The following is a 26,055-nucleotide window of genomic DNA, read 5'->3' on the forward strand; positions in this document are numbered from 1 at the left end:
TATAATATTTCTTGTGCAATTAATTCGAATACGATAATAGTTAGGATCTTGATAAAAAATTATGGCAAAATCAAAAACACCACAATGGAAGAAAAATTTATGGGCACTTTGGTTCGGCAACTTTGCGACCGGTGCTGGAGCCAGTATGGCGTTACCATTTTTACCGCTGTTCATTTCAGAATTCGGTAATTTTCCAAAATGGGAATTAACGTTATATTCAGGGCTGGCCTTTTCGAGTGTGTTCTTAAGCCAAGCAATTGTCTCACCAATGTGGGGGAACTTGGCTGATCGGACCGGACGCAAGCCAATGCTGCTGCGAGCATCGATTGGGATGACCATCAGTGCCACACTCTGTGGGTTGGCTCCAAATGTTTGGACATTAATATTAATTCGGTTTATCCAGGGAACTTTTTCCGGATACATCAATAATGCCTATGCCCTGATGGCCAGTGAGGTACCTCAGGAAGAAAGTGGGCATACAATGGGAACGCTGACGACCGGAAACGTTGGTGGTAATTTGATCGGCCCGATTATCGGCGGTTACCTATCCGGCGTGTTTGGCTATCGATTACCTTTCTATATTTTCGGTTTTATGATGTTTTTGGCTGCTGTTTCAACATGGCTGTTCGTTAAGGAAGATTTCAAACCGGTCAAAAAAAGTGCCAAACTGGGGATCAAGGATGCTTTTGCCGGTATACAGAAAAAGTGGGTTGTTTCCGCAATGATCGTTTCCTCAATGCTGATTATGGCTGCAACCATGTCGATTAATCCGATTATTAGTCTGTTTGTTAGGGAATTGATGCATGGTCATGGAAACGTGGCGTTTATCAGTGGTGTTGTTGCGGCCCTTCCGGGGATCGCCACAATTTTGACGGCACCAACCCTTGGGAAACTCGGTGATCATATCGGTCCCGAGAAAATCCTGCTTGCTGGGCTCATTTTTTCAGCAGTCGTCTTTTTCCCGATGACGTTTGTGACAACTGTGCTAATGTTGGGAATTTTACGGTTCTTAATCGGAATTGCCAATGCAGCGTTGATGCCGATTACACAAACTGTGATGACATTGGAAACACCTGCCAGTTCTGTTAGTCGAATTTTTAGTTATAATCAATCGGCCCAAGCAGTGGGAGCGGTTATCGGACCAATGATGGCATCAGGTGTTGCGGGAATATTGGATTATCGATACGTCTTCTTAATGACAACCTTGCTTGTACTGATTAATCTCGGAGTCGTCTTGATTGCTTATCGAAAAGATCGGGGTAAGCGGATTGCACCGATAGATTAGTGTGGCTGTTTTGAAAAAATTAAGATCATCAAAAATAAGTTGAGATTTGCGCAAAAGAACTTATTGCGTGAATCTCAACTTTTTATACCTGAAAAAGCAGAATCTTTAATCTTTCTTAACAACTTAAGTAAAAACAATCCTTATCCGAATGGTGTCGTTTTCATGAAAACGTTACCTGAAAAAAGGGTTCAAAAGCTATAGCCGGTCTTGGAAAATGATTGTATAATCGTTTCCAAATCAAGTATTAAGCCAATTGATCCTATGAAAGTTAAATAGCATATTTTCATAAGTTGATTATCTTAGGTTGAAATTTACTTATTTTACATGTGGGATTCATCAGTTGATTTAAGAGAGCAATTGATTGAGAAAGAAACTGGAGGCATATACATATGACACTATTTTTGAAGATTACAGATTTCCTGTTGCTATACTTGTTAATTGCATTGTGGGTTGGCGATTTCTTTTCCATGAAAATGCAGGGGAAGTCATCCGAATATGTTTCAAAATTATTGAGAAACGATGCCGGTCGATTAAAAATCGCAATCAAGGACCCGGTACATATGTCTGAACAAACCCAAGCGTTTATTTCCAAAAAACTTGTGTCGATTAATCGTTGGTTCTGGTTGGCAAATAAAAATGTCATGATGATCTTGGTACTCGGTCTTCAACAGTGGCTTGTGATCACGGCCAAACAAAATTGGGGACTCGTTGTGATCGAGTTGGTCATGCTGGTTATTTGCGGGGTTATTTTAGCTGCAGATTTACGAGTTAATCATGTTCGAGTAGAGCTTGAGAAAAAACTCAAACCATATGAGGATCGTCTCTGGTTCGAATATCAACTTCGAAGTTAATTAGAAAAAACGTTAAGCGGATAACTGCGAAAGTGCAGTTGTCCGCCTTTTTGTCTGTTACAAATTTGTAGGCATAATCTTACACATTTATTGTAGATGGCTGTATACTTTTCGCAAATAGTCAAACAGAATTTTAAGTTAACGCATTGGGGGATGCCGTTAAGGATGGTTTGGTTTTGATCAATTGAACCATAGAAGTCAGAATGGGAGGGATTGAAATGACCGATTTTTTGAAATTAACTGATTTTTTTCTGATCTATATGTTGATTGCGCTTTGGATCGGTGACTTTTTCTCCATGAGAAGAGTCGGCAAATCATCTGCTTATGTCTCTGAATTATTAAAGAAGAACGCAAGGGGACTTCAAATTGCCCTTGAGGAATCTGCCAATCTCACAACTGATCTTCAAAAGCTGGTGACTAAGAAGGTTCGAGCGATTCATCGGTTGTACTGGTTGGCCAACAAGACACTGGCAATGATCGGTATTTTAGCCTTACAACAATGGTTGGTCATGACAGCTAAGCAAAATTGGGGATTAGTTGTGATTGAAGTTACGATGCTCGTCATTTGTGGTGCTATTTTAGCCGCGGATTTTCGGGTTAATATCATTAGGGTGCAGCTGGAAAAGGCTTTAAAACCTTATGAAGATCGTCTTTGGTTTGAATACAAGCTCAGAAGTTAATCAATTAAAAGTCGGGTTGAGGCGGTTTAGCTTCAATCCGATTTTTAATTGATTGTGACATAATGGGTTATGGCAGATAAAAGAGAAGGTGTGATAATGTGTGGACGATATTATTTTGATGTTTTAAAATCAAAGCGGCTTCAAAAGTTGGTTAACCTTTTGAAGGAAGCCGGAATTAACGTGAAGACCGGTGAAGTCTTTCCAAACGACGTGACGGCTGTTATTAATGCCAGTCATCAGAAAACACAACTTTCCGGTATTAAATGGGGATTTGAGGGCTTTCGGGAAAATCAGTTGATTATTAATGCCCGTGCCGAGTCCGTCACCGATAAAAAGATGTTTCGAACACCGTTTTTAACAAATCGTTGTTTGTTTCCGATGTCCGGCTTTTACGAATGGAGTCCGGCAAAGGATAAGTTCTACTTTACGTACCCTGATGATCAGTTGATATTTGTCGGTGGCTTTATTCGAAATGAACAGGATGGCCCGCGTTCAATCATTATGACAACTGAACCTAATCAAAATGTGAGCCCGATCCATAATCGGATGCCGGTGTTAATCGGTGAAAAAGACATTAAACAATGGTTGTTTGATAACGACTTCGCTCGAGGATTGATTCAGCATCGGATGCCGGCATTGAGTGTGACAAAGGTTCCAAAATAATTTAGATCATTAATAATTTGTTATTAAATGACAAAAGGTGATACGTAAAGTAGATCAGTTTTTTTGTTAAATAAAAATGCCAATTAATTTCAAAAAGGTTAAGATTATCTCAATAAAACGTCAGTTCGATTAAATCCAGACGTAAAATTAACGCTTTGCCCTTGGATGGTGTTACATTGAAGTTGCGGTAAAAGAACCGCATAGATCATATATGGGGGCATATATAAATATGAAATTTGATACGAAAAAGTCATTGTATGTTGGTTTGGCAGCATTGTCTTTAGTTGCTGCAACCGGATTTGCGACAACAAATGCGAGTGCCAAGACTTACGCAACCGTAGCTTCAAACTCTACGTTATCAAGTGATCCGACTACTCGAAACGTGGTAACCAACGGAACAAATGCTTTGTACACCAAAGCAGGAACGCTTCGTGGTGCTCGAGTCATTGCCGGCAAGGGAACCCTGTCACAGTATGGCAGTTCAAATAGTTCCCAACAATACTTCCGGGCATATCGAGTGGCAACCACTAATAGAGGATCTGTTTACTATAAAGTTGTTTCCTTTAATGGCAGCCTTCGTGGTTGGATCTACGGTGGTAAAACAACGTCATCATTTGGCGGTGGTATTTCATCGACTAATACGATGACTCAAGCCAGCATGCCATCCGTTACAAAGGGATACACGTTAGCTAACGCTGCTAAAAATTCACTTTGGGTTAATCCAAAATGGAGTCAATATAAGGCACAACCAGCTGATATGAGTGGCTACAAGAGTGGTGATACCTTTACAGTTACGGGTGCCGCTACTAAGACCCGTGAAGGATGGTTGTATTATCAAGTAACTGATGACAACAATTCCGCCGTTACTGGTTGGGTATTTGCCGGTGGTTTGAATGCACCAACAAGTAAACCGTCAACGCCAACCACGCCGTCGACACCAACGACAACGCCGACCAAAGATAACAGTATTCAAATTGTTTATCTGAATGCATCCGGTCAACAGGTGGGTCAAACCTATAACTGGATTATTCAGAACAGTGATTTGAAGAGTGGCGCCAAACTGGCAAATGGGGCAAAGTTGGGTGATATTTTAAACAACTCATCTGAATTAACGGATGTTGCTAATAAAAATATTCCAACCGGCTACACGCTCAGCAAGAGTCAACCTAATAATCCGGTTGCCAATGTGACGGTCGGCAGTAACTACACCGTTTACGTTGATCAAGTTGCTCATAACTACACCTCACAATTGAGTTATTATGATTCGGACAGTAATCAACCGATTTCGAGTTCCGCACTGGTTGAGGGTATTTATCCTGTATTCAACGATACTGATAAAGCTGTCTTTACGAGTGCAACCCAAGGCACAATTCCAGCAACGGTATTTGATAATGATATTTTTAAGGGTGGCAATTTGGCTTCCTTGACGGGAAATCCGGTTCTTATTAATGGACGATATCAAACACCTTCATGGAAATTTGATGCAACCAAGACAAAGCAGGAAAATGCGAATGCCAAGTATGGAGATACTGTTAAACTCTTCTATAAAGCAAATCCGCTTGCTTAATAGCCATTAAAAAGTAATTAAAAAACGGCTTCCATTTTTGGAAGCCGTTTTTAGTCGCTTAAATGACATCATTTAGACAGCCTTTACGACAAATAGTTGTGAATAAAAGTCCTTGGATTCCTTGCCGTCTGCCAGAATGGTTGGGACAAAGTAGCCGGCATTCATTAATTCATCACCATAATATGTTTCTGCATCATCATTGATTTGATACTGCTGATTTGGATCCAAGCCCTTGAAATAGAATCTGGTATATGGTGCGTTTGGATGGTTTAGCAGTTGATAACGGGCCGCAATTGCTTGTTTTCGGTCATCACTGACAACTTGCCAGCTAATAACGTTACCACTTCCAACAAATGGACTGTCAATTCGATAGAACTTTCCGAATTGGAAGAGGTGACGATATTGTTTATAGAAGGCAACTTGGTCTTTAATTTGGTCAAGTTCCTCCGGTGCCATTTTTGTAATATCGAGTTCATAACCAAAGTCACCGAAGAAAGCAACGGCACCTCTGGTTTTTAGAGAGGTTATTCGACCCATTTGATCGTTTGGCACAGCTGAAACGTGGGCACCCATCATAGATTGTGGATAGCCATAGGAAGTCCCGAATTGGATAAGCATTCGTTCTGCTGCATCGGTATCGTCACTGGTCCATGCTTGAGGTGCGTAATACATAAGACCGAGATCGAAACGACCGCCACCTGAGGCACAGGATTCAAACAACACATTTGGATAAGCCTTTGTCAGGCGATCATATAGTTGATAGACCCCGAGAATATAGCGATGTGGCATCTCTAATTGCTGGTCACTGGTTAATTCCGAGCTGAACATTTCAGTAATATGGCGGTTCATATCCCATTTGATGTAGTCCAGATCGGCTGATTCAATCATGTGACTCATCAAATTATACAGATAATCAATTACTTCCGGACGAGTCATGTCAAGCACGAATTGATGTCGACCGGGAGTTGGTGTCGATTTGGGATCATGGATCATCCATTCGGGATGTTTTTGATAAAGGTCGCTGTCGATGGAAATCATTTCCGGTTCAAACCACAGACCGAATTTCATACCAAGATCATGAACCTGTTGACTGAAGTGTTCGATACCGTTTGGAAACTTCTTCTTATCAACGAACCAATCACCCAGGGAAGTGGTGTCGTCATCCCGATGACCGAACCAACCATCATCGAGCACGAACATTTCAATGCCGAGTTGATGAGCCTGATTAACAATTGTCATAAGTTTGGCTTCGTTAAAGTCAAAATAGGTAGCTTCCCAATTATTAATTAGAATTGGCCGATCTTCATGCGTGAACCTGGGATTAACCAAATGCTGACTGTAGAAATCCGCCATTTGTTGGGAAAGTTGGTTCATGCCTTCGGTTGTATAACTTAGAATTGCTTCCGGTGTCTGAAACGATGTTTGGGGAGCAAGGTTCCAACCAAACTCGTCTGGATTGATACCGGTTAGGATCCGGCTGGTATCATATTGATCAACTTCGACCGAGTCTAAGAAATTGCCGGAGTAAACAAGGTTGAAACCAAAAACGTCACCTTGTTCATCAGTGGTCTGTGGACGTGCCAGCATCATAAATGGATTTTGTTGATGACTTGATGACGTACGAAGGCTGCTGATACTCTGAATGCCGGGTCTTAATTGGTTACGATACAAGTGACGCTCGCGAGCCCAAGTGCCGGAAAATTGAATGAGGTCATAATTTGAATCCGGTAAATCAAGTTGTGAACTGAGTGCCCGGTTTAAGACCAGTTTTTCTGAACTCGGGTTGGTAAATTTGACACTTTTAACGATGATGTCTTGGTGAGGGAAAATACTGTAATTAAGATCGAGTGTCAATCCGGTAATTTGGTCTTTAAAAGAAAGGACCAACGTTTGGGCATCGTCGTTTGTATCATCGAAAGTTGATGGCAGATCTACCAACCGGCTTTTACCATTCAGGAGTTGGTAATGGTCATAGGTTAGTTCGGTGATTCTGCTCCCGTTTTCTTGGGTGACCTGAAAGGCGGGGTAACGGAAATCCCCTTTGCCCAAGCTGGCATATTCAGACTTGATTGCGGGCGGTTGAAAATTGGGATCTTCTTCACTTAATGACGGGTTATCGTCTCGCCATTCTCTTGAAGTGAGATTCTTATAATTAGGTTGAACGTGGATTTTTTGACCATAATAAATTTGGCCGGCTTCACCATTTTCCATAATCCGGAAAATGTAGCTGGTATGGTCGGTTTGAAGATGAAAGACAAGATTTGCTTCGTTAACATTGATTGTCATAGGAGCCATCCTTTCAAAATAAATGATGCGGTTAAGAGATCGTATTGTATGCCGCATCAATTTAATGATTTTCTTTACATTATATAAAGTAACCGTTTTCACAAATAAATACAACTCTTAATCCCTTTTTTTAATGCGGCACTCAGAATAATCTGAAATGCCAATTTCTAGCGTTTTTATAGTTTAAGTTCCATAATGTAACTACTTAATACAACACGAGGAGGCATTACAATGTCAATTCTAACTGAAACGTATCAATTGAATACGGGGAACGAAATCCCTAAAGTCGGTTTTGGTACCTGGCAAATTCCAGATGGCAAACCAACTTACGATGCAGTAACGGCTGCTTTGAAGGCAGGCTACCGTCATATCGATACGGCTAAAGCATATCGGAATGAAGAAAGTGTTGGCCAAGCAATCTTTGATTCGGACGTTGACCGGGAAAACGTCTTTGTTACGTCTAAATTGCCGGCAGAAACCAAAACCTATGATGGGGTTATTAAAGACTTCAAATCAACGATGAAGGCACTGGATTTTTCCTATTTGGATTTATATCTGGTTCATGCACCATGGCCATGGGGACAACGCGGCTCAACAGAATATGATGAAGCCAATCGTGAAGTTTGGCAGGCAATGCAGGATATTTATAATAGTGGTGAAGCAAAGGCCATTGGTGTATCGAATTTCAATGTTCATGACTTAAAGAATATTTTGGATATGGCAGACGTCAAACCAGCCGTTAACCAGATCCGTTACTTTGCCGGGTACACGGAACCACAGATCACTAAATTCACCAAAGATAATGGGATCTTGGTTGAAGCATATTCACCGTTAGCAACCGGTGCATTATTTGAGAATCAGGATATTCAACAGATGGCAAATAAGTATGGTGTTAGCATTGCACAATTAGCGATCAAGTTCGTGCTTCAAAACGATGTTCTACCATTACCCAAAGCTGTCAATGAAGAACACATTAAAAACAATACTCAACTTGATTTTGAAATCAGCCCGGATGATATGGAGCTGTTGGATGATTTGAGTGGGAGTGACTTCGGATAGAGTCAGAGTGCGGAAAGAGACGGTTAACTCCCAGAATATAAGGTCACTAATCAGATATTCCTGTTTTTGGAATGTCTGATTAGTGACCTTATATGGCCGGGAGTTGTCTCTTGGAGCACGTTTCGGCTTGGTAACAGCGAAGAATTCCTGAATTCGGAATTTAATGCAAGTGCCTTTACATGCAAGCTTATGGTTGGCGGAGCACGTTTTGGCTTGGTAGCAGTGATAATGAATATTCCCGGTTTTGGAATGTTTGCTGTGGCGACTTATATGGCCGGGGTCTGCTTTTCTTTTGCACGTTTCGGCTCGGTAGCAGTGGAGAATTCCTGCAACTAAGTAGTCTTCACAAGCTTTGCGAATGCCGATATGAGTCAATCCGTCTGGTTCTCAGAAGCAAGCCATTAATCCCATCATCTAAATAATCCCTTAAGTTGGCAACTTCATCGTGGAGATTTAAATGACTATCGGGGCGTAAGAAACGTTTCAATTCAGACAATAAAGTACGACTTAATAATTCCTGTAGAAAAGAGCAGTAGTCAGTGTTAATTGGCAGCTGCTCTTTTTTGCTGAGATCAATAAAGATGTTGCCGACCATTTGGCGAATGTGATTTGTGATGACTTTTTCAGGTGCATTCTGTTCATCAATTTCAATGACTTTTTGGTAAAATTCACGATTTTCTTCAAAATAAGTCATCATTTTCAGAAGTGTTTGCGGCCAGTAGCGATAAGTATTGCAGTATTTTACCGCTTCATTGATTTCAACAGTATAAATCCAATCAAGGACGTCATATTTATCGTGGAAATAGTCATAGAATGTTTGGCGACGTAATTGAGCGGCTTCCATAATACTGGTGACCGAAATATGATCGAACGGTTGTGATACCACTAAATGTTTAGTTGCGTTGGCAATCTTAAGTTTTGTTTGTGAAATCATTTAAAGGCCCCTTTAAAATTTTGAGTGATCCTGCGGACAGTTAGCCCCAATTGTCCGTTTTCTTTAAGTTGATTCCTTCTTATCATAGTATATGTAGAAGCAATAAGGGAGGAATGTTATTTATGGCAAAGATCTTGATTCTTGGCGCAAACGGTAAGATTGCCAAATTGGCTGAGAAAGAATTGTTGGAGAAAACGACTCATCAATTGACCCTGTTCTTGAGGAATGCCGATCGTTTGAAGTCGAGTGATGATAAACGCGAAATGGTTGTTGAAGGAGATACGACAGATACAAAATCTCTTGAAAAGGCGTTAAAGGGCATTGATATTGTGTATGCTAACTTAGCAGGTAAAAATATTGAGCAGCAGGCTAAATCGGTTGTAACTGCAATGAATACTGTCGGTGTCAAACGATTGATTTGGATTTCTACTTTGGGTATTTATGATGAAGTACCTGGTAACTTCGGTAAATGGAATCATCAAATGTTAGATGGCGGTTATTTGGAAACATATGCAGCGGCCGCAAAAATCATTGAGAATTCTGACTTGGATTATACACTTGTTCGGCCGGCTTGGTTATCCAACAAGGATATTGTCAGTTATGAAACAACCGAAAAGGGAGAACCATTTAAAGGAACCGAAGTTTCACGAAAAAGTATTGCAGACTTCGTCGTTCATCTCATTAATGAACCTGATAAAGAAAGCCGCCATTCTGTTGGAGTTAACCAGCCGAATACGGATGGGGACAAGCCATCGTTTTATTAAAATGACGGTCAATGCATTGGGAGTAGATGCGTTGAGGCTTTAAGGGAATAGGCAAAGAATTATCTTTTCGGTTTTTAAATGGATTGTTAAAATAAAATTGGTTTTGATTTGAACCGGAACCGACTTTTTTAGAATTCGAAAAGTTTAAACTTTGACTAACAACTTCGTATGTTAGAAGTGAAAGTACTGGTTAAATATCGTTTTATTTCGAAACTTAACTGTTTTTAAGGTTGAGTTAAGGTAAGCTCGTTATTCTTTAGATATTAAATATTCAGAGTGTTTAAGCAAATGATTTCTTCTGATGATACCCCTACTCCAAGCGAAAATGTATTTGAAGATGATGAACCCTTAATACCCCCGCTCTGAATATTTAGGGAAATGCAATGTACAGTTAGGATACCCGATACAATAACTCGCCCCAGATAATGACTAATACCAATACTTTCTAACGAATACACACTCTAGTTACATTTTCCCTCAGATTGGCCTTGCGAAAGCAGGGCCTTTTTCTATGTAGTGACAAAATAAAAAGCTGCATTTCCTTCCTGACACAAAAAGAAGAAACTGCGGTTTTTTTCGTAATCCTTGGCAATTTTTTAAAAGGTTAGCGCAACCTTTAAGAAAAAAATTTCCTGTTTGATGGGTCTGATTTAAGTTTGGATTAAGTTGTTACAGGTAATCTGTAGACAATCAAATTTGAAAGGGGACGATGCCAATGGTCTAAAAATAACGATAGTCACCGAACTTTCAACTTGGCAATAAAAACTAAATAATTAAAAATTTAAATGCTCACTAAAAATAAGTCGTGATCATTAACTATTCAATTGAAAGAATTAACTTGAAGGGAGATTTTAAATGATGACAATGAAACAGATTTTATATATATCAGGGGCTGCCTTGACAATGTTTGGAACAACGGCAGCAAGCTCAATTGTTGTCAATGCGGATACGACACCAACAACGATTAATGGTAAAGACAACAAACAAAACGGTAACAAGGCTGTTTCCAGGCGGCCTCTCAATTAATTAACTATATTTGATTGCTTTAAGCTTCGATTAAGCTCCGGATTATATGATGTAGACAATAAAATAAGAGGCAGGGATAAAAAGAGCCTCTTTTGATAATGACTATGATCGAACGGAAGGAATGATGACTGATGACAATAGCAAACAGTGCAAAAATCAAACCAAAGTTTAAATATGATAGGAAACTTCTCGAGCATACCCGCATCGTTGTGTGGAGTTGCTACTAATACGGTAAACCCTTGAGTTAATCCAGTTCGAGAGCTGAAACTCAGTACACACACGCTAACTTTGAAAGGAGTGATGCGATGACATTTAACTAGTTACAAATTGCATGCAAAAACACTAAAAAACTCACTCCTCAAATAATCACAAATTCAAACGATTTCTTAACAAACTTCATGATGTGAATACCCTTCGATATAATGAAAAAAATTCCCCTCAAAAGGTCCTGCGTTAGCAGGACCTTTTCTTATCTTATAGGAGGGTATTCGATGATTATATTTGACAATGACAATGCTCCAATCCCTTAGTTAAGGCTTCGAAGCGTTGTTGGATTCTCTTAAAAAAGATCAAAGACCCAAATAAAGGACAATCAACAGGACAATTGGACAGACCACATAGATGGTAAGATTGGCAATTCGGCCTAATAGGTTATCATTACTAAAAGTTACTTTCCAAGCATCATTGCCCGGAACAATCAATGGTAATGTCAAATTTTTTTCAAAAGTTGTTTCATTGTTTTGCATTTTGATTCCTTCTTTCCGCTTTTAAAGAAGTTCGAGAAAAAAACAAAAAAGATTTTTAACTTAAGCTTCAGTTAAGCTAAGGACGATATGATATAGACAATCAAATAAGAGAGATGCAAAGCCAACTTGATTTGTACCACAAAGCCAAATCAGCACTCTCTTAATATAATTAAGGAAGCGATGCGATGGATTTTAGCAGCTTGTAACGAGAAAATGTGTAAAATAATTAACCCCTCAAATAATTATTTAACTCAACGATTTCTTAACTAACTTCATGTATATGAATACCCTTCAATATAAAATGAAAACTCTTCCCTTAAGATCTGGACGCCAAGTTCAGGTCTTTTCTTATGGCCTTTGCGCAATAAAAATTGACAATTGATTGCTATTAACACCTGGAAACGCCTAGAATAGTTGTTAACAATAAGGATGTTAACAATTTAAAGCAAATCAGGTGATTAAATGGCAAAAACAACTGCCGGTTGGGTAACCCGCTGGCCTGAACGAATCAGTTACGGATTAAGTGATGCGGCTGATAATTTGGTTTTTCAAATGATGACAACTTACCTGCTGTTTTTCTACACGGACGTTTATGGCCTAAGTGCCAGTGCGGTTGCCATTTTATTTGTGGTAGCTCGAGTAGCGGATGTGGCGGAAAGTTTCATTATTGGTGTGATGATCGATCGAACGCATTCTAAATTCGGTAAGAGTCGACCGTTCTTTCTGTGGTATGCATTCCCTTATGTGATCTTTGCTGTTCTTACGTTTATAACACCCGGTTTTTCATACGGTGGCAAATTGGCGTGGGCATATTTTACATACTTGGGGCTCGGCTTTTTATACACAGCGGTTAATTTACCGATTACGTCGATTTTACCAACGATGTCGCAAAATTCGCGTGAGTTGGCGTTACTCGGTGTGATCCGTCAGTTCTTTGGCAGCTTGGTTCAAATTATAGTGGCGGTATTTACATTGCCGCTCGTGGCACTTTTCGGAAAGGGAAATCAACAGGCAGGTTTTCTTGGCACGATTATCTTGTTTGGTATTATTTCGTTGATCCTGATTCTGAATACGTTTATCCACGTTCGTGAGCGGTATGCGAATCCAAATATTGCACATCAGCCATTGAGGTCAGTGGCCGCAATGATTCGCAAAAATCAACCTTGGATTGTTATTTCGGTATCGATTTTTATGTACTGGCTGGTCACGTCGATTAAGAATCAAACCACTATCTACTATTTTAAGTATGTTTTGGGAAATGAAAACCTGGTGCCACTTGCTAACAGTTTTACGTTTACGTCATTAATCGGTGTACTGTTGATCATGCGGATTACGGAAACCCAAAGTAAAAAACGCACCATGGTGGGTGGCATTTTGACCGCTTTTGTTGGTCAAATCGTGATTGCACTTGGTGTTTATCTAAGCAATATGCCAACGCTGTTTGGCGGTATCTTTATTAACTCAATTGGTAACGGTATTATTATTGGCTTGGTGTCGATCATGATTGCGGATACAATCCGATATGGGGTCAGTATGGGCGTTCAGGCAGAGGGCATCTTGGCTTCGACCGATGATTTTGGTGTCAATTTCGGGCTGGGAGTCGGCGGCTTGATTACAGCCGGGTTGTTTCATATTTCTGGATACGTTGCCAACCAGACGCAGAATAGCGCAACAATTACGATGATTGATGTGAATTATGTTTGGATTCCGCTGGTGATTTATGCAGCAATGTACTTTGTAATGAGGTTGTATGATGAGCAGCGGATATTGGATGAGATTAAGGAATAATGATTCTTAACTTTTTTAATACAATCTAAAAATACAGCTAACGATGGTTGGCTGTATTTTTATTGGAATCGTATACCTCAATAGTCTTAGCTATGATAATATAAAGAAGAATATTAGTTATTACATATTTGAATCTGTAAGGGGGCTGGTATCAATGAGTGAAGGATATGAATCTGAAGCGTTACTGGAAAAAAGATTTATGAACCGGCTTAACGCAATTGGATACAAGACTGTCAAAATTAGCGATGAAAAACAATTAACTGATCATTTTCGGACTTTATTAAATGAACGAAACGATGAAAGACTTAAGGGCACCCCGTTAAGCGACACTGAGTTTAGCCGGGTGCTCCATCAAATGGTTGGCGCACGAAATATCTTTGAGATCGCCCAGTTGTTGAGGGGAGCGGATATTCAGCCCTACGGAAAAATTGTGATTCAACGGGATGATAATTCTCAATTATATTTAGAATTTTTTGATGGTCACGATTATCAAAATAATACATATGAAGTGACACATCAAGTAACGGTTAATACGAAGTATGTTAATCGATATGATGTTACTATTTTGATTAATGGTCTTCCAATCGTTCAAATTGAATTAAAAAAACGTGGTGTAGACTTTTCTGAAGCATTTCATCAAATCATTCGCTATCGTGACGAATCCTTTCGGCAACTTTATCGGTTTGTTCAGCTTTTTGTAGTCTCGAATGGTGATGAAACCAGGTATTTTGCGAATGGTGATGGCAAACTTAATTCCAATTTTATGTTTTATTGGACAGATCGACAAAATAATTGGTTGAATGATATTGATGCCTTTACATCATCTTTCTTTGTGCCAAAAAGACTGCATAGTATGATTGCCAAATATACAATTTTTGATAACGACAATCAGAGAATGTTAATCATGCGACCATATCAAGTTTACGCAACTGAAGCAATTGTGAATCAGGCTAAGCATCATCCGGAAAAGAATGGCTTTATCTGGCACACGACAGGTTCTGGCAAGACGATCACCGCCTTTAAGTCTGCACAACGACTTACGCGTGAAACCGATGCAGAGAAAGTGATTTTTCTAATCGATCGATCCGATCTGGATCTACAAACGGCTAAAAACTTTAATTCTTATTTACCTAAATCCGTGACTAATCAACCTGCATTGGATAGAATGGATGACACGCGTAGTCTGGTGAAACAGTTACGATCTAAAGACGACCCACTGATTATTTCAACCATTCAAAAAATGAACGTTGCTATTAGTAATCCAAAATATAAAAAGTTATTAAGCCAATTTCATGATCAACGAGTAATTTTTATCGAAGATGAAGCTCATCGTAGCCAGTTTGGTGAGATGAGAAAAAATATCAATAATTGGTTTAAAAATTCTGAGCATTTCGGCTTTACAGGTACGCCGATCTTTTCCGAAAATATCGGGGCAGATGGGCGGACAACTAAAACACTCTATGATGAAGAATTACATCATTACCTTATTAAAGATGCCATTCGGGATCATAATGTGCTCGGGTTTAGTGTTCAATATATCGGAACAATCAAGGGAAAGGACACTACTATTGATGACGAAAAGGTTCCCGGTATTGATACCAAAGCGGCCTTTGAAAGCCCAGAGAGGCTTAAACAGGTTGCTACGCATATTATGTTGAACCATGGTAACGTTACTAAAAATAGACAATATAATGCTATTTTCACAGTGCCAAGCACTAATATAGCGCTTAAATACTATGAAGTGTTTAAAAAATTAAAAGAAGAATCAAACAGTGATCTTAAAATCACAACGATATTTACTTGGGCTGAAAATGAAAAGGATGCCGAAAAGAAACAGGATGAAAAGTTTAAAACATCTCGTCACGGCTTGGATGCAGTAATCGACGATTATAATCATCAATATGGCACGGCATTTAGTACGGATAAGTTTTCAGATTATTTCGGAGATGTTTCTAAGCGCATGAAAGAACATAACGCTCAGACACCGGATGATAATATTGACATTCTGATTGTTGTCAATATGTTTTTAACCGGATTCGATTCGCCTAAGTTATCCACTCTATATGTTGACAGAAGATTACAGTGGCAGGGCCTTCTTCAAGCGTTCTCCAGAACCAACCGAATTGAAAAGCAATCCAAACCCTTTGGAAATATTATTTGTTATCGAAATATTAAAAAGGAAACGGATGATGCTATCAAATTGTTTTCCGGTGGCTCCGGTAACTTTGTAGTTGTGCCATCCTATCAAGAGCTGGCAGACCAATTTGACGATAAAATCAAGCGATTAAAAGAGGTAGCGATCACCCCTGGGGATGTGGACGACCTTCATAATCAAGGTGAAGATAAGCTTAAAGATTTTGTTTTGGCATTTAGGGATGTTTTGCGGGTACAAAATAAAATACGTGTTTATGATGACTTTTCTTGGGATAAATTTGAAAATCAATTATCTGAACAGGAAATGGAACAGTATCGTTCGAAATATTTTGCTGCCCACCAGGCGCTTGAGCAAGAAGAAGACGGTGGTGGGGAGAAAGCTTCAATTCTTGATGATATTGATTTTGAAATTGAACTGTTGGAGACGGATAAAATTGACGTTGAATATATTATGAATCTGATTAAGTCAATCAATCTTGGCAGTAAGGAATCAAAGAAGTCAGACACAAATAAGATTAAACGGATGCTTAATAATGCGGATAATCCGGAATTGAAATCCAAAGCAGATTTGTTGGCGGATTTTTTGGATCAAATTATTCCCAAGCTACAGTCTGACGCAAATGTCAGTAATGAATTAAATAAGTATTTGGCAAAACGTCGGCAGAATGAAATTCAACAATTCTCTGAAAAAAATAAAATTCCGTTGGATATTATCGACCATCAATTAAGTGATTATGATTTTTATGGTCGGACAAATTCTCAGGAGGTTATGAAGGCCCTGAGTGAAGCAGGTTATGACTTTAAGCAAAAAATAACAATAAAGAAACGCATCAAATCGTTTGTCCAAAAGACAATCAAACGATTTGCAATGTCGTAAAGAGGAAGACACAAAATGGTAGCGACACATACGGAACAGGCACAGCAACAAGCTGAACTTCAAAAGAGACTGTGGGCAATTGCCAACGATTTACGAGGCAACATGGATGCAAGTGAGTTTAGAAATTATATTCTTGGATTGATTTTTTATAGGTTCTTGTCTGAGAGGGTTCAGATGTACGCAAATCAATTACTGCAAAATGATTCATATACGTTTAGCGAAGCCTATCAAGATGAAGATTATCGAGATGATTTAGTTGCTGAAATCAAATCTTCACTAGGCTTCTTTATTGAACCAAAGGCTTTGTTTGATTCGATGATTCAGCATATTCAAGCCGGTAATTTTGATATCGAAATGCTACAGGATTCAATTAATGAAGTTCAAAGTTCAACAATTGGCCAGGAATCAGAGGATGACTTTAAAGGCTTGTTTGAAGACATGGATTTGGCATCCTCGCGGCTTGGCTCAACCGTTGCCGAACGTAGTGAATTGATCGCTAAAGTGATGATGAATTTGGCAGATATTGATTTTCACGAAAATGAATTAAAAATTGATGTTTTAGGTGATGCTTACGAATATTTAATTGGCCAATTTGCTGCAACGGCTGGTAAAAAAGCCGGAGAATTCTATACACCTCAACAAGTCTCCAAGGTGCTGTCACAACTGGTAACACTTAATAGGGAAGAAGTTCGAACAGTTTATGATCCAACAATGGGATCCGGTTCTCTGCTATTACGGGTAGGTGACTATGCAAAGGTTGCCGAATACTATGGTCAGGAACTAAACGGTACAACTTATAACTTGGCCCGAATGAATATGTTAATGCATGGAATTAATTACAGTCGTTTTGATTTGAGACAGGGAGATACTTTGGAAAATGATCAGTTTCCAGAGCGGACCTTTGATGCGGTGGTGGCTAATCCACCGTATTCAGCAAATTGGAACGCAACCGATAAGTTGGATGATGAACGGTTTAGAAAATATGGGAAAACTGCTCCCAAGTCTAAGGCAGATTTTGCTTTTGTGGAACATATGTTATATCACTTGAAAACAGATGGTCGAATGGCAGTTGTATTGCCTCACGGGGTTCTGTTTAGAGGCGCCGCGGAAGGTAAAATTCGGCAATACATGATCGAAAAAGATAATGTATTGGATGCTGTCATCGGGATGCCGGCTAATTTGTTTTATGGGACGTCAATTCCAACGGTTGTTCTGGTCTTTGACAAGAGTAGAATCAACCATGACATTTTATTTATTGACGCTTCAAAAGATTTTGAAAAGGGTAAAAATCAAAATAACTTAACTGATGAAAATGTCAAAAAGATTATTGATACTTACAAAGACCGGAAAGATGTTAAAAAGTTTGCGCATGTTGCTGACTTTAACGAGATTAAAGAAAATGAATTCAATTTAAATATTCCCCGGTACGTTGATACGTTCGAACCGGAACCGCCAGTCGATGTGGACAAACTGGTTGCTGATATTAAGGACACGGACGAACAAATCAGCAAATTAGAGTCAGAATTTTCGTCAATGCTGGATGATCTGGAAGGCAAGAACCCTGTCGCTCAACAGCAGCTTACAAAGATTAAGGAGTTGTTCAAGAATGAGTGAGGAAAAACAGCCTAAAATCAGATTTAAGGGATTTGATGATCCTTGGGAACAGCGTAAGTTGGGAGAAGTAAAAACTATAAAAGATGGCACACATGATTCGCCACGATATGTTCCAAAAGGATATCCCCTTGTCACCTCTAAAAACTTAAACGATTCTGGGCTAAACTTGTCAGATGTGTCATACATATCTGAATCTGACTTTGATTCAATTAATAAACGATCTAAGGTAAATGTTGGAGATATTATTTTTGGAATGATAGGTACAATTGGTAATCCAGTATTGTTGGACGAATCGAATTTTGCCATCAAAAATGTTGCTTTATTAAAAAATGATGGACCAATTCAGAATCATTGGTTAATACAGTATTTGAAATCTGATGTTTTCAATCGATTGACTTCTGAGAAAACTGCTGGTAATACACAAAAGTTCATCGGCTTAAATGTTATACGTAATTTAATTATTGATACGCCTAGCATTCATGAGCAAGTTATAATTGGATCTTTCTTGAAATTAACTGACTCCATTATCGCTGCCAATCAGAGTAAGCTTGAACAGCTAAAACGACTTAAGAAGTTGTTGATGCAAAAGATTTTTAATCAAGAGTGGAGATTCAAAGGGTTCACTGATCCTTGGGAACAGCGTAAGTTGGGAGAAATCTTTAATATTATTGATGGAGATAGAGGGCATAACTATCCTCATGAGTCAAACTTCTTGGAAAGTGGAAATGTTCTATTCCTAGATACCGGAAACGTTAAAAAAAATGGGTTTAATTTTGAAACCCAAAAATATATAAGTGATCAAAAAGATAAGCAACTAAAAAATGGAAAACTAAATGTGGGTGACTTTGTTCTAACCTCTAGAGGAACGTTAGGCAATGTTGCTTATTATGATAAGAGCATCAGTCAAAAATTTCCCGAGATAAGAATTAATTCTGCTATGTTAATTCTTAGAAAAGAAAGCAGCCAACATTTATCCAATTTATTTCTTGAATCTAGCCTAAGGGGGAAAATAATAGACAATTTTATGAGGAACGATCATGTTGGATCTGCCCAACCTCATATTACAAAGAAAGATTTTTCTAAAGTTAAATTAAATATTCCACAACTATGGATGGAACAGGATAAAGTCGGAAAGATATTTCAAAATATCTTTATTCTTATCGCTGCCAATCAACGACGGCTCGATCATTTACAAAGTTTAAAAAAATATTTGATGCAAAATATGTTCGTCTAATTTTTAATATTTTTAGATACGTATCGCTGCCAATCAGTGATATTGTAATAAGAGGATTTTGGAAGTGGTTTTTAAGTCAGGTTCTCTCTGTTTTTGTGATTATGTATTTTGATGTAAGGAAGGTGGTAATCAATGGAACTTTATAAAATAAGTGAGAATAAAAAATTAAAAATCATCAAGCCGGAAGATTTCAAAATTGAACGTGAAATGCAGAATATCGTTCAAGCTAATGTTGAACAACTTTTTGGAGATAAATTTCTTTCGTCTGAATTTACGGTTGGTATTTATCGATTAGATACAGTAGCTTTCGATGAAGAGCTTAAATCATTTGTAATCTTGGAATACAAGAATATGACTAAATCAAGTGTGATTGATCAAGGGTACTCATATTTAAATACTCTTTTAAATCACAAGGCGGACTTCATCTTACTTTATATTCATTTCTATGGGGTGAATGAATCGGAAAGCTATTTTGATTGGTCTCAAATAAAAGTTATTTTTGTGGCAAAAGGATTTACTCAGTATCAAAAAGACGCAGTCAACAACCCGGTTTTACCGATTGAATTGTATGAAGTCAACAAGTATACAAATGACTATGTGATTGTTAATAAAATTGAAAAGGATAATTTGGGGCAAACGGCACATACCCATGTTGCCGCAAAGCCTAAGTCGGTGCAAAGTGTAAAAGATGTTTCTTCAATCGCACTATATACTGAGGAAGATCATTTAAGTAACGGTTCTGAAGAGATTCGTCGATTATATCAAGCGTTTAAAGATGCCATTCTCTCATGGGATAGCACAATCGAGGTGAAACCAGTTAAACTTTACATTGGATTTCGAATTCATAAGCATAACTTCATTGATATTCAGATTCAAAAGAAGCAATTAAAAATATGGATTAATTGTCCTGAAGGAGAGCTCGATGATTCCCTTGGATTAGCACGAAATGTGAAGCATATAGGCCATTGGGGAAACGGTGATTATGAATTAGTTGTTAAAGACGATACTAATTTAGAATATATTCTAAGTCTTGCTAAAAAGTCTTGGAGAGATAAAGAAAAGTTAGGTTGAGCAATAATTTGATTTTATTTTTGTTCAGTATGAGTGAAAGCAAATGGATAATTGTAGTCTGATAGGGAATTGTATGCCTAAGGATTAGATGGAAGAATGTTTTGCATATTATTCAGAAGCTTCTAAGAATAGTTATCAATATGTAGAATGGGTGTTCTGGATTTTTACATTTCTATTCATTGATTGATGCTTTTGAATGGTTCTCTATGTTTAGTGAGTTATTAAGACGCTGTCGCAGATTGGCAGCGATAAGTTGATCAGTTAAAAATAAAATTTTACCAATATACTTTTGCTCTTTTTCATCTGGAACGGCTAAGAAATATTTTTGAACCTTATCATAATTTATCCCAAATACTTTTAAACCAGTTCCAACTTTATAAACGTAATGTCTAAAGCCCGGAGACAAAAAAAGATATAAATAATAAACGGGGTCCCCACACTTAAGACGAATAGCTATTGTATGCAATCCTGATACTACTTTTCTTCCCTTGATATTTTTCATTAACATTGGTTCAGCAATTTCTTTATAATCTTCTGAAGCATCTGCCAAAACAATGTCGCCAGTTTGAAGTAGCTGGAAGTCACCTGATTTAATATTAGGCAACCTAAATGATTTATCAACATATTTTCTTGACGAAGTGTGGATATCACCATAATGAATGTATTCAGTATCACTTTCTGGTACTTCATACTTTCTGGGCAAGGAATAGGATTTTAGTTGCTTAAGACCTTCTCCCAACTTACGCTGTTCCCAAGCGTGTTAAAATCGGGTTCATTTTTGGAATTGTATTGAATAACATTCTCGTGAATTGAAAAAACGCTATTATATTTGAAAGAAGCGTCTGTATATGAAAATAACCAGTCGAATTTTGATTTTTCTATGTATGGCAATTTCACTATTCCTCATTAATAGTAGTACTGCTCATGCTGCCACTTATTCGGAAAAGGATATGATTCATGATCAATTGAATCTTTTAAAACCTTCTCAAAAGCAACAGATTATCCAACAAAATCACCAATGGCAGCACGAGGGTAACAAACCACAAATTTGGATTTATACATTAAATCGGCGGCCTTCGGACATTGATAATTTGGGTGAGGATCTTTTAGCCAAGATTGCTAAAAAGGCAACACCAAAGAATGGTGATTATGATTGGGAAACGGAAGTCGACTCGAAAGCGCAGGCATGGGAGATGCATGTCTCACTTTTAGTTGCTTATCCTGGTAAGGGAACGCAAATTAAATTAATCAAGAGTGAAGATTTAGATGGAGCTACATCTGATTTCCAAAATTGGCAGCTTCACCGAGGATTATCGACGAAGATAGTTAATAAGAATATTGCTTATCAATACTTCAACCGCTTTTCGCCGTTTATTAATAAGCATGTTGCCAACGTTAAAACGATGAAGCCTGGTATTAGTTGGGACGATATTTGGGCAGTCATACTTACGCCGGTGGTCCTCTGGTTAATTATCAAATTAATTCGATGGTTGCACAACACACCAACTTCAGGAGGCAGTGACGATAGCAGCTTCGATGATGGTTACATATTAGGTCGATGGTCACACTGATGCGTGCTTTGGAATTATAGAGTTTAAATTGGCTTTTTATGGTCTATTGCCTGTTTAATAAATATAGAGGGGGCTTCTGCAAATGAAGTGTCCTCTAATTTATTTATGGAGGTAATATCATGGCTAGCGATATTAAGTTACACCGATATTTTCAGGATTGGATGAACCTATACAAAAAAGATGCTGTCCGGGAAGTCACTTACCGCAAATATGAAATGACTTACCGACAAATTGTTTCTCTAGCACCGGATTTGAGGATGTGTGAACTATCAAGATTGACTTACCAGAAATTGCTTAATGATTATGCGGAAACTCATGAAAGACAAACCGTTATGGACTTTCATCGACATATTAAAAGTTCTTTGATTGATGCCTTGGAGGAGGACATCCTCGAACGTGATCCTACTCGAAAAGCAATTATAAAGGGGAAGAAGCCGGGACCACACAAAACAAAATTTTTGAATCAACATGAAGTTCAATTAATGTTAGACAGTTTGTCTTTAGATGCAGGTGTGAACTGGGATTATTTTATTTTACTCATTACTAAAACCGGCTTACGATTTTCTGAAGCGCTGGCTGTTACGCCAAATGATTTCGACTTTGCCAGACAAACGTTGAATATTAATAAGACTTGGGATTACAAATCGAGACAGGCTGGGTTTGCGCCAACCAAGAATTTCTCGTCTATGAGAAAAATTCAATTGGATTGGCAAACGGTCATTCAGTTTTCTCAGTTAACGAAAGAATTATCGGAAGATAAACCGATATTTGTAAGGTCAAAAGTATATAACGATACGATTAATCATTATCTGGAAAGACTATGCAAGAAATCCGGCATTCCAATTATTTCTGTTCATGGTCTTAGGCATACCCACGCATCACTTTTGTTGTATGCGGGTGTTAGCATTGCCTCTGTTGCCCGTAGACTGGGACATTCTAATATGAACACCACGCAACAGACTTATTTGCATATTATTCAAGAGTTGGAGAACCAAGATAATGACAAAGTTATGAAACATTTAGCTAGTTTAGTGTAAAACGTGTCAAGAATAACGCCTGACAAGATAAAAGGGCGTTTTTAATTTGTAAACGCTTACCCTGATTGGCAGCGATGGTATTTTGAATATCTATGAAGAACTCAGAAAATCGTTTTTGTTCGTTCAATGTGGGGAATTTAAATGTCATTTCTCCAATTTGAAAGAAATTTAGACCTTCTCGTCCACCACCTGCTTGATTACGAAATATTTGAATTTGACCGTAATAAGACGATAAAAATAATTGTAAAAAATCAGAATCATACCCATCGACTAAACGAATAATACATACATGCTGATTAACATTTGCATGGCGCACCAACCTATAAACAGCACTTCGCCCAATGGAAGCTCCAGTTATGTTTAAAAGGACATCGTTATAATTTATAGATGAACTGATCATCTCTTCATCTGTTTTAGAGGATATATAGGCAACATTGTTCAAATCAATTCTATTATTATTTATATTTTGAGATCGTAAGAATAATACACCATTCTTCTGTTCATACTCCTTTTTACCTCCGAGCGGAGTTTTGCCACTACCAATTTTTGAAGTTATATTTTTCAACTTACGCTGTTCCCAAGCGACCTCCAAAAAATTAATGGTATTTATTAAAATAAAAAACACGAAAATATTAATATTTTAAATCGGACCAACTTCATATGCGCTCTTTCTCCCAACATACCAACACTCGTGCTTGAATTCCCAGCGTTGTCAGATTAACATTAATTTGTAACAATATTTTGTTTTAAAAGATGAAGCTGGTTTGAACCTTAAATTAACTTCCGGGGGAGGAAACAAATGTACACAGATTTAAAAAACAAAGTTGCTGTCATCACCGGTGGCTCAAAGGGAATCGGCAATGCGATTGCCAACAGGTTTGGTCAGGAACATATGTCGGTTGTCATCAATTACAATAGCGATGAAGCCGGTGCTCAAAAGGTAGCGGAAGAGGTGGCCGACAACGGTGGTCAAGCCACAATTGTCAAAGCCGATGTTTCCACTGAAAACGGCAATCAGGAATTATTACGTGCGGCGTTGGATAAGTTTGGCGATCTCGATGTTTGGGTCAATAATGCCGGTATGGAAATCAAGTCACCGACACACGAACTATCTTTGGAGGATTGGAATAAGGTTATTTCAATCAACGAAACGGGGGTCTTTTTAGGGGCAAAAACCGCACTGAATTACTTCAAAGAAAAAAATAAAAAGGGCAATATCATTAACGTTTCATCAGTACATGAGCAGATTCCATGGCCTACCTTTGCCAGTTACGCTGCAGCTAAGGGTGGCGTGAAGCTGTTTACTCAAACAATCGCAATGGAATATGCTAAAGAGGGGATTCGTGTTAACGCCATTGGTCCCGGTGCAATCAATACACCGATAAATGCGAAGAAATTTGCTGATAAGGCACAACTTGATCAAACGGTTTCAATGGTGCCGATGAATCGAATCGGCAAACCCGAAGAAGTCGCGGCCGGCGCAGCCTGGTTGGCTTCCGATGAATCAAGCTATGTGACAGGAATTACCTTGTTTATCGATGGTGGAATGACACTGTATCCAGCTTTTAAGGATGGACAGGGTTAATCGATTTGATGATAAATTATCAGTAGTCAACCTGTATTTTGAAAGTGCGACAATAACCAAGAAAGAGGTACGTGCACATGCAACTTCACACCGTGTTAACCCCCGAATGGATTGAGTGGGGAAAGAAAAAGTCGGAAGAAAATCCACACTTGGAGGGGTTTGTCGCCGGAGAAGGTGGCTATCATCCCAAAGTATTGCTTTTAGGTGAAGCACCGGGAGATAAAGAGGTTAAATTAGGACATCCATTTCAAGGTCCATCCGGAAAAGAACTCGACCGTTGGCTGGCTTCGTTGGGCTTAACTCGTGAGGATATCTACATTACAGGGGTTGTCAGTGCCCGACCGTTTTCGATTGGCAAGACTGGGCGTAAGCGCGACCGGCGGCCTAACAACACAGAAGTGAAACAGTGGGCACCGATGTTTGATTTTGAGATGACTCATTTTAAGGATCTATTGATGATTCCAATGGGTAATGCCAGCCTTCAGCGTTTACTTGGCAATAAAGCCAAAATCGGGGATCTGCATGGGCAATTGATTGAGCAGCCAATTCAATACCTCGATAAATCAACCGATACCTTTAAATTGACCGATAACATTCGAAAAATCTTTCCGCTTTATCATCCTTCGTATTCTAAACGGTTTAAAAATATGAAGACAGTTGTTGACCAAGATTCAGCCAATTTAAAAAAGCTGCTTGCTCAAGTACTTAGTTGATGTTTGATCGTCCTGTCATTTTGGCAACGATTAACTAATGGTATTAATGAAGATCGTTATTTTCAGTGATTAACTTAAGCAAGTCGCAATGGGCATCCAATGTCGTTATTTACAACGTTATTGGGTGTCTTTTATTTGTTGGGTGAAAAAGAGTCGTTGACCTATTTGTAACAATCAATACTTTGTGGTTATATCTTACTGTAAAAAAATGCTTATTTAGGCAACGAATATTAACGGAATGCAAAAGATACTAAAGGTTTATCAAAGAGAAGGAAATATTGGAGCATTTTAATTGTTATTAGAATCACGCAGAATATAATGGGTTCAAATAAGTGTAAAGGAGATAGACGGGAAAAAATTAGACACTTAATGTCGGTTTTAATCACCTAACCTGATTTGGCTATCTGGGCTAATCGGAAACCTAAGTGGCAACTAAGTAAGAATTTGTGCGAAGACCGCGAAAACTCAATTAATTGGGGGACAAGGGATGTAAACCACATGTCAAGAAAGTTTTACTTGTTCGAGTGGCTTTTTGTAGTAATCTTGAGGC

General features: G+C 38.5%; 22 protein-coding genes. 17 read left to right on the forward strand and 5 right to left on the reverse strand.

Features of this window, described 5'->3' with window-relative positions; all coding sequences use genetic code 11:
• Positions 1–61: 61 nt before the first annotated feature.
• The 5 genes from GQR93_RS01945 to GQR93_RS01965 all read left to right on the forward strand — a co-directional run bounded on the left by GQR93_RS01945 (position 62) and on the right by GQR93_RS01965 (position 5,046).
• The gene (locus tag GQR93_RS01945; protein WP_003551833.1) at positions 62–1,285 is read left to right on the forward strand and encodes an MFS transporter; all 1,224 of its coding nucleotides are present in this window, start codon (positions 62–64) and stop codon (positions 1,283–1,285) included.
• A 389-nt stretch (positions 1,286–1,674) separates the two neighbouring features.
• Complete coding sequence (locus GQR93_RS01950; RefSeq protein WP_003551837.1) at positions 1,675–2,136, forward strand: hypothetical protein; 462 nt, start codon at positions 1,675–1,677, stop codon at positions 2,134–2,136.
• A gap of 218 nt (positions 2,137–2,354) precedes the next feature.
• Complete coding sequence (locus GQR93_RS01955; protein ID WP_035444270.1) at positions 2,355–2,816, forward strand: hypothetical protein; 462 nt, start codon at positions 2,355–2,357, stop codon at positions 2,814–2,816.
• Positions 2,817–2,912: 96 nt separating this feature from the next.
• On the forward strand, positions 2,913–3,479 hold the full coding sequence (locus GQR93_RS01960) for an SOS response-associated peptidase (protein WP_223801171.1): 567 nt from the start codon (positions 2,913–2,915) through the stop codon (positions 3,477–3,479).
• Positions 3,480–3,708: 229 nt separating this feature from the next.
• The gene (locus tag GQR93_RS01965; protein ID WP_225430375.1) at positions 3,709–5,046 is read left to right on the forward strand and encodes an S-layer protein; all 1,338 of its coding nucleotides are present in this window, start codon (positions 3,709–3,711) and stop codon (positions 5,044–5,046) included.
• A gap of 72 nt (positions 5,047–5,118) precedes the next feature.
• Here GQR93_RS01965 and GQR93_RS01970 read toward each other — a convergent pair whose 3' ends face one another.
• Positions 5,119–7,332: an alpha-galactosidase gene (locus GQR93_RS01970; RefSeq protein WP_035444272.1), complete on the reverse strand. Its 2,214-nt coding sequence runs from the start codon at positions 7,330–7,332 to the stop codon at positions 5,119–5,121.
• A 231-nt stretch (positions 7,333–7,563) separates the two neighbouring features.
• Here GQR93_RS01970 and GQR93_RS01975 point away from each other — a divergent pair, with 231 nt between their 5' ends.
• Positions 7,564–8,391 carry an aldo/keto reductase gene (locus GQR93_RS01975; RefSeq protein ID WP_003551844.1) on the forward strand — a complete coding sequence of 276 codons (828 nt, stop codon included), beginning with the start codon at positions 7,564–7,566 and terminating at the stop codon, positions 8,389–8,391.
• A gap of 343 nt (positions 8,392–8,734) precedes the next feature.
• On the opposite strand, the gene dhaS is transcribed toward GQR93_RS01975, so the two are convergent.
• The gene (dhaS, locus tag GQR93_RS01980; RefSeq protein WP_003551846.1) at positions 8,735–9,325 is read right to left on the reverse strand and encodes a dihydroxyacetone kinase transcriptional activator DhaS; all 591 of its coding nucleotides are present in this window, start codon (positions 9,323–9,325) and stop codon (positions 8,735–8,737) included.
• Between the two features lie 122 nt (positions 9,326–9,447).
• Here dhaS and GQR93_RS01985 point away from each other — a divergent pair, with 122 nt between their 5' ends.
• Together GQR93_RS01985 and GQR93_RS15225 are read left to right on the forward strand one after the other, a co-directional pair.
• Positions 9,448–10,089: an SDR family oxidoreductase gene (locus GQR93_RS01985; protein WP_003551847.1), complete on the forward strand. Its 642-nt coding sequence runs from the start codon at positions 9,448–9,450 to the stop codon at positions 10,087–10,089.
• 855 nt (positions 10,090–10,944) lie between these two features.
• Positions 10,945–11,115, forward strand: a complete 171-nt coding sequence (locus GQR93_RS15225) for a hypothetical protein (protein WP_003551848.1) — start codon at positions 10,945–10,947, stop codon at positions 11,113–11,115.
• Between the two features lie 569 nt (positions 11,116–11,684).
• On the opposite strand, the gene GQR93_RS01990 is transcribed toward GQR93_RS15225, so the two are convergent.
• A complete protein-coding gene (locus GQR93_RS01990; RefSeq protein ID WP_003551849.1) occupies positions 11,685–11,861 on the reverse strand; it encodes a hypothetical protein in 177 nt (58 codons plus the stop codon).
• Between the two features lie 462 nt (positions 11,862–12,323).
• On the opposite strand from GQR93_RS01990, the gene GQR93_RS01995 reads away from it, so the two are divergent.
• From GQR93_RS01995 to GQR93_RS02015, 5 genes are all read left to right on the forward strand, one after another.
• Positions 12,324–13,649, forward strand: a complete 1,326-nt coding sequence (locus GQR93_RS01995) for an MFS transporter (protein WP_003551850.1) — start codon at positions 12,324–12,326, stop codon at positions 13,647–13,649.
• 154 nt (positions 13,650–13,803) lie between these two features.
• Positions 13,804–16,680 carry a type I restriction endonuclease subunit R gene (locus GQR93_RS02000; RefSeq protein WP_202212591.1) on the forward strand — a complete coding sequence of 959 codons (2,877 nt, stop codon included), beginning with the start codon at positions 13,804–13,806 and terminating at the stop codon, positions 16,678–16,680.
• 15 nt (positions 16,681–16,695) lie between these two features.
• Entirely contained in the window at positions 16,696–18,294 is a 1,599-nt protein-coding gene (locus GQR93_RS02005) for a type I restriction-modification system subunit M (RefSeq protein ID WP_003551852.1), read from the forward strand.
• Positions 18,287–19,528, forward strand: a complete 1,242-nt coding sequence (locus GQR93_RS02010; protein ID WP_159298631.1) for a restriction endonuclease subunit S — start codon at positions 18,287–18,289, stop codon at positions 19,526–19,528. Before GQR93_RS02005 ends, GQR93_RS02010 begins: the two co-directional genes overlap by 8 nt.
• A 132-nt stretch (positions 19,529–19,660) precedes the next feature.
• A complete protein-coding gene (locus tag GQR93_RS02015) occupies positions 19,661–20,599 on the forward strand; it encodes a DUF5655 domain-containing protein (protein WP_003551854.1) in 939 nt (312 codons plus the stop codon).
• Between the two features lie 172 nt (positions 20,600–20,771).
• Here GQR93_RS02015 and GQR93_RS02020 read toward each other — a convergent pair whose 3' ends face one another.
• On the reverse strand, positions 20,772–21,338 hold the full coding sequence (locus GQR93_RS02020) for a restriction endonuclease subunit S domain-containing protein (RefSeq protein ID WP_225442039.1): 567 nt from the start codon (positions 21,336–21,338) through the stop codon (positions 20,772–20,774).
• 109 nt (positions 21,339–21,447) lie between these two features.
• On the opposite strand from GQR93_RS02020, the gene GQR93_RS02025 reads away from it, so the two are divergent.
• Together GQR93_RS02025 and GQR93_RS02030 are read left to right on the forward strand one after the other, a co-directional pair.
• On the forward strand, positions 21,448–22,170 hold the full coding sequence (locus tag GQR93_RS02025; protein ID WP_225430377.1) for a hypothetical protein: 723 nt from the start codon (positions 21,448–21,450) through the stop codon (positions 22,168–22,170).
• A gap of 119 nt (positions 22,171–22,289) precedes the next feature.
• Positions 22,290–23,207: a site-specific integrase gene (locus GQR93_RS02030; protein ID WP_003551857.1), complete on the forward strand. Its 918-nt coding sequence runs from the start codon at positions 22,290–22,292 to the stop codon at positions 23,205–23,207.
• Here GQR93_RS02030 and GQR93_RS02035 read toward each other — a convergent pair.
• Complete coding sequence (locus GQR93_RS02035) at positions 23,194–23,832, reverse strand: restriction endonuclease subunit S (RefSeq protein ID WP_003551858.1); 639 nt, start codon at positions 23,830–23,832, stop codon at positions 23,194–23,196. The genes GQR93_RS02030 and GQR93_RS02035 overlap by 14 nt on opposite strands.
• Before the next feature lie 174 nt (positions 23,833–24,006).
• Between GQR93_RS02035 and GQR93_RS02040 the strand changes: the two genes are divergently transcribed.
• Positions 24,007–24,792, forward strand: coding sequence for a glucose-1-dehydrogenase (locus GQR93_RS02040; RefSeq protein ID WP_003551859.1), 786 nt, complete (start codon positions 24,007–24,009; stop codon positions 24,790–24,792).
• Between the two features lie 77 nt (positions 24,793–24,869).
• Positions 24,870–25,505, forward strand: a complete 636-nt coding sequence (locus GQR93_RS02045; RefSeq protein ID WP_003551860.1) for a uracil-DNA glycosylase — start codon at positions 24,870–24,872, stop codon at positions 25,503–25,505.
• Positions 25,506–26,055 lie beyond the last annotated feature (550 nt).

Source organism: Lentilactobacillus hilgardii, from assembly GCF_009832765.1.
GTDB lineage: Bacteria > Bacillota > Bacilli > Lactobacillales > Lactobacillaceae > Lentilactobacillus > Lentilactobacillus hilgardii.

What these genes read in the sequence shown, in the direction of transcription:
- GQR93_RS02005 (WP_003551852.1), top strand. Translation starts at nt 16,696, where the DNA reads ATGGTAGCGACACATACGGAACAGGCACAGCAACAAGCTGAACTTCAA.
- GQR93_RS01970 (WP_035444272.1), bottom strand. Translation starts at nt 7,332, where the DNA reads ATGACAATCAATGTTAACGAAGCAAATCTTGTCTTTCATCTTCAAACC.
- GQR93_RS01990 (WP_003551849.1), bottom strand. Translation starts at nt 11,861, where the DNA reads ATGCAAAACAATGAAACAACTTTTGAAAAAAATTTGACATTACCATTG.
- GQR93_RS02040 (WP_003551859.1), top strand. Translation starts at nt 24,007, where the DNA reads ATGTACACAGATTTAAAAAACAAAGTTGCTGTCATCACCGGTGGCTCA.
- GQR93_RS02000 (WP_202212591.1), top strand. Translation starts at nt 13,804, where the DNA reads ATGAGTGAAGGATATGAATCTGAAGCGTTACTGGAAAAAAGATTTATG.
- GQR93_RS15225 (WP_003551848.1), top strand. Translation starts at nt 10,945, where the DNA reads ATGATGACAATGAAACAGATTTTATATATATCAGGGGCTGCCTTGACA.
- GQR93_RS01985 (WP_003551847.1), top strand. Translation starts at nt 9,448, where the DNA reads ATGGCAAAGATCTTGATTCTTGGCGCAAACGGTAAGATTGCCAAATTG.
- GQR93_RS01955 (WP_035444270.1), top strand. Translation starts at nt 2,355, where the DNA reads ATGACCGATTTTTTGAAATTAACTGATTTTTTTCTGATCTATATGTTG.
- GQR93_RS02045 (WP_003551860.1), top strand. Translation starts at nt 24,870, where the DNA reads ATGCAACTTCACACCGTGTTAACCCCCGAATGGATTGAGTGGGGAAAG.
- GQR93_RS01965 (WP_225430375.1), top strand. Translation starts at nt 3,709, where the DNA reads ATGAAATTTGATACGAAAAAGTCATTGTATGTTGGTTTGGCAGCATTG.
- GQR93_RS02030 (WP_003551857.1), top strand. Translation starts at nt 22,290, where the DNA reads ATGGCTAGCGATATTAAGTTACACCGATATTTTCAGGATTGGATGAAC.
- GQR93_RS01945 (WP_003551833.1), top strand. Translation starts at nt 62, where the DNA reads ATGGCAAAATCAAAAACACCACAATGGAAGAAAAATTTATGGGCACTT.
- dhaS (WP_003551846.1), bottom strand. Translation starts at nt 9,325, where the DNA reads ATGATTTCACAAACAAAACTTAAGATTGCCAACGCAACTAAACATTTA.
- GQR93_RS01960 (WP_223801171.1), top strand. Translation starts at nt 2,913, where the DNA reads ATGTGTGGACGATATTATTTTGATGTTTTAAAATCAAAGCGGCTTCAA.
- GQR93_RS02015 (WP_003551854.1), top strand. Translation starts at nt 19,661, where the DNA reads ATGGAACTTTATAAAATAAGTGAGAATAAAAAATTAAAAATCATCAAG.
- GQR93_RS02010 (WP_159298631.1), top strand. Translation starts at nt 18,287, where the DNA reads ATGAGTGAGGAAAAACAGCCTAAAATCAGATTTAAGGGATTTGATGAT.
- GQR93_RS01975 (WP_003551844.1), top strand. Translation starts at nt 7,564, where the DNA reads ATGTCAATTCTAACTGAAACGTATCAATTGAATACGGGGAACGAAATC.
- GQR93_RS01950 (WP_003551837.1), top strand. Translation starts at nt 1,675, where the DNA reads ATGACACTATTTTTGAAGATTACAGATTTCCTGTTGCTATACTTGTTA.
- GQR93_RS01995 (WP_003551850.1), top strand. Translation starts at nt 12,324, where the DNA reads ATGGCAAAAACAACTGCCGGTTGGGTAACCCGCTGGCCTGAACGAATC.
- GQR93_RS02025 (WP_225430377.1), top strand. Translation starts at nt 21,448, where the DNA reads ATGAAAATAACCAGTCGAATTTTGATTTTTCTATGTATGGCAATTTCA.